The sequence below is a fragment of the Mesorhizobium sp. M4A.F.Ca.ET.020.02.1.1 genome, assembly GCF_004022645.1.
Classification (GTDB): Bacteria; Pseudomonadota; Alphaproteobacteria; order Rhizobiales; family Rhizobiaceae; genus Mesorhizobium.
Map to the genome: position 1 here is coordinate 1 of NZ_RZOI01000765.1, position 2,784 is coordinate 2,784.

The 2,784-nt window shown below is 66.5% G+C and carries 3 protein-coding genes and 1 pseudogene; 1 reads left to right on the plus strand and 3 read right to left on the minus strand.

The annotated features are described in order from the left end of the window. From EN742_RS30715 to EN742_RS30725, 3 genes are all read right to left on the minus strand, one after another. A partial coding sequence (locus EN742_RS30715) for an enoyl-CoA hydratase-related protein (RefSeq protein ID WP_189375679.1) occupies window positions 1–241 on the minus strand: 241 nt, incomplete at its 3' end. A 39-nt stretch (window positions 242–280) separates the two neighbouring features. Further along, window positions 281–1,168 (minus strand): bifunctional DNA-formamidopyrimidine glycosylase/DNA-(apurinic or apyrimidinic site) lyase, encoded by an 888-nt coding sequence (gene mutM, locus EN742_RS30720; protein ID WP_126056642.1) that lies wholly within the window; start codon window positions 1,166–1,168, stop codon window positions 281–283. Beyond that, complete coding sequence (locus EN742_RS30725; protein ID WP_128333647.1) at window positions 1,152–2,402, minus strand: phosphopentomutase; 1,251 nt, start codon at window positions 2,400–2,402, stop codon at window positions 1,152–1,154. The genes mutM and EN742_RS30725 overlap by 17 nt, the downstream gene beginning before the upstream one ends. Window positions 2,403–2,582: 180 nt before the next feature. Between EN742_RS30725 and EN742_RS30730 the strand changes: the two are divergent. Next, window positions 2,583–2,784: pseudogene (locus EN742_RS30730) on the plus strand (phosphonate ABC transporter substrate-binding protein); the annotation flags it as partial.

Sequence of the window (2,784 nt, forward strand, 5' to 3'; positions counted from 1 at the left end):
GCGTGTAGGCATCGACGAAGGCGATCGATTGCATCTCCTTGATGTCGGCGCCAGCCGCGAAGGCCTTCTCGGAACCGGTGATGATGATCGCGCCGATGCCGGCATCGGCGCCGAACCCGCTCATCGCCGCGACCACCTCCGCCATGACCTGGGAGTTCAGCGCGTTGAGCGCCTTCGGCCGGTTCAGCGTGATCAGCCCGACCTTGCCGCGCGTTTCCACGATGATTGTTTCATAGGTCATGGCATCGCCTCCTCGTTCCGATTGAGGGATCGGTCTAGCTCACCGCTGACAGGTCCGGCAATAGAAGGTCGAGCGGCCGCTCTGCACGATACGCTCGATATGGCCGCCGCAGCCGGGCTTTTGGCATGGCTCGCCCTCGCGGTCGTAGGCCGCGAAGGAATGCTGGAAATAGCCGAGCGACCCATCGGACTGCACATAGTCGCGCAGCGAGGAGCCACCAGCGGCGATCGCATCGGCGATGACCGACCGGATCGCTTCGGCCAGGCGCTCGCTTCGCTCCCTCGCCTTTTTGCCGCCTCCGGCGATTGTGCCCGCCTCGCGCAGCGGCGACAGGCCGGCGCGCCACAGCGCTTCTGATACATAGATATTGCCGAGTCCCGCGATCAGCCGCTGGTCGAGCAGCGCCGCTTTCAATGGCGATCTGCGGCCGGCGAGCAGCGAAGCGAGCAGGGCGCCGTCCAGCGCATTGCCGGTCGGCTCGATGCCTAGGCCGGTCAGCATCGGATGAGTGTCTGGCGCGCCTTCCGCAAACAGCATGAAGCCGAAACGGCGCGGATCGTTGAAGATCACCCGCGAGCGGGTACCCGCGGGAGATTCGATGTCGAACACGACATGGTCGTGCGCCGAATTCTTCGAGCGCTCGTGATGGAACGCGCCGGGCGTTTCGCCTTCGGCGGTTTCGATGCGGAAGGAGCCCGACATGCCGAGATGGCAGATCAGCACCGGACCGCCATCGACATGCATGGTGAGGTACTTGGCCCGCCGGCCGAGCGCGGTGATGGTCTTGCCGGTTAGCCGTTCGGAGAAGCGCGCGGGAAATGGAAACCTGAGATCGGGCCGGCGCGCTTCGACCCTGACCAGGCGAGCGCCTTCCAGGACCGGCTGCAGCCCGCGCCGGACGGTTTCGACCTCAGGCAGTTCGGGCATGGCCGCCCATCGCCGCATAAAAGGAGGTGCCGTGACGGCCGGGCGCCAGCCCGAGATGCTCCGCGACGGTCTCGCCGATATCGGCGAAAGTCGGTCTGAGGCCGATGTCGCCGCCCGCGAGCCCAGGTCCGGTGCCGATCACCGGGATGCGCTCGCGCGTATGGTCGGTGCCGCGCCAGGTCGGATCGTTGCCATGGTCCGCGGTGAGGATGAAGAGGTCGCCTTGCTTCAATTTCACCAGCGCTTCGGGCAGGCGCCGGTCGAACGCCTCGAGCGCCGCGGCATAGCCGGCGACGTCGCGCCGATGGCCGAACTCCGTGTCGAAATCGACGAAATTGGCAAACACCAGGTCGCCGTCGCCGGCCTCGTCCATCGCGCCGAGCGCCTTGTCGAACATCGCCATGTTGCCGGCGGCCTTGCGCACCTCCGAGATGCCGCGATGCGCGAAGATGTCGCCGATCTTGCCGACCGCGATGACCTTGCTGCCGCGCCCAGTCAGCCGGTCGAGCAGGGTCGGCTCTGGCGGCGGCACCGCATAGTCGCGGCGGTTATATGTCCGTTCGAAGGTGGCGACGCTTTCGCCGACGAAAGGCCGGGCGATAACCCGGCCGATGTTCAGCGGATCGGCCAGCCTGCGCACCGTCTTGCAGAACTCGTAGAGCCGTTCGAGGCCGAAATGCGTTTCGTGCGCGGCGATCTGCAGGACGGAGTCGACCGAGGTGTAGCAGATCGGCTTGCCGGTGCGGATATGCTCCTCGCCGAACCGCTCGATGATCTCGATTCCGCCCGCATGGCAGTCGCCCAGAATGCCGGGCACCTTTCCCTCCCGGATCATCGCCTCGGTCAACGCAGCCGGAAAGGCGGGCACTGTCTCGGGGAAATAGCCCCAGTCGAAGCGCACCGGCAGGCCGGCAATTTCCCAGTGGCCGGACGGCGTGTCCTTGCCGCTGGAGATTTCCTGCGCCGCGCCGTGAAGGGTCGCGGCAAGCGGTTCAGTGCCGCCATTGTCGAAGTGGAACCCCGTCGCGGTTTCTGCCGCGCGGGCAAGCCCAAGCGACATCATGTTGGGCACGGCGAGCGGTCCGCGGCGCAAGCCTTCGCGGTCCGCGCGACCCTGGGCGCAGGCGAGTGCAATGTGCCCGAACGTGTCGGCGCCGGCATCGCCATAGCGGGCGGCATCGGCGGCGCCGCCGATGCCGAAAGAGTCGAGGACGAAGAGGAAAGCGCGCGCCATCAAAGGGTCATGTTGCCTGTCTGCGGCCCCAGACATAGGGTTCCGCATCGCCATTGGCAATTCGGAAACCAAACGGCAACCGCTCGGCGCGATAGTCGGGCGAGGTGGGATGCCGGCACAGGCGGGGCAGGGATGAGAAGGCGCGGCGGATTTTCGGCAAAGCCTTCCTTCAAGGCATGGATGGCTGCTCTGGCGTTGCTGGCCGCATCCTGGCCGGACACGGCCAGCGCCGACTGGCGCGACGACATCGGCACGTTCCGCATCGGCATCGTCGCCGAACCGGGTGGTGGCAACACCGTTCCGGGCCTGGCGCTGCTGACCGACGCCTATACGAAGGCACTGGGCATGAAGGCGGAGTTCGTCGTCGCGCGCGACTACCAGG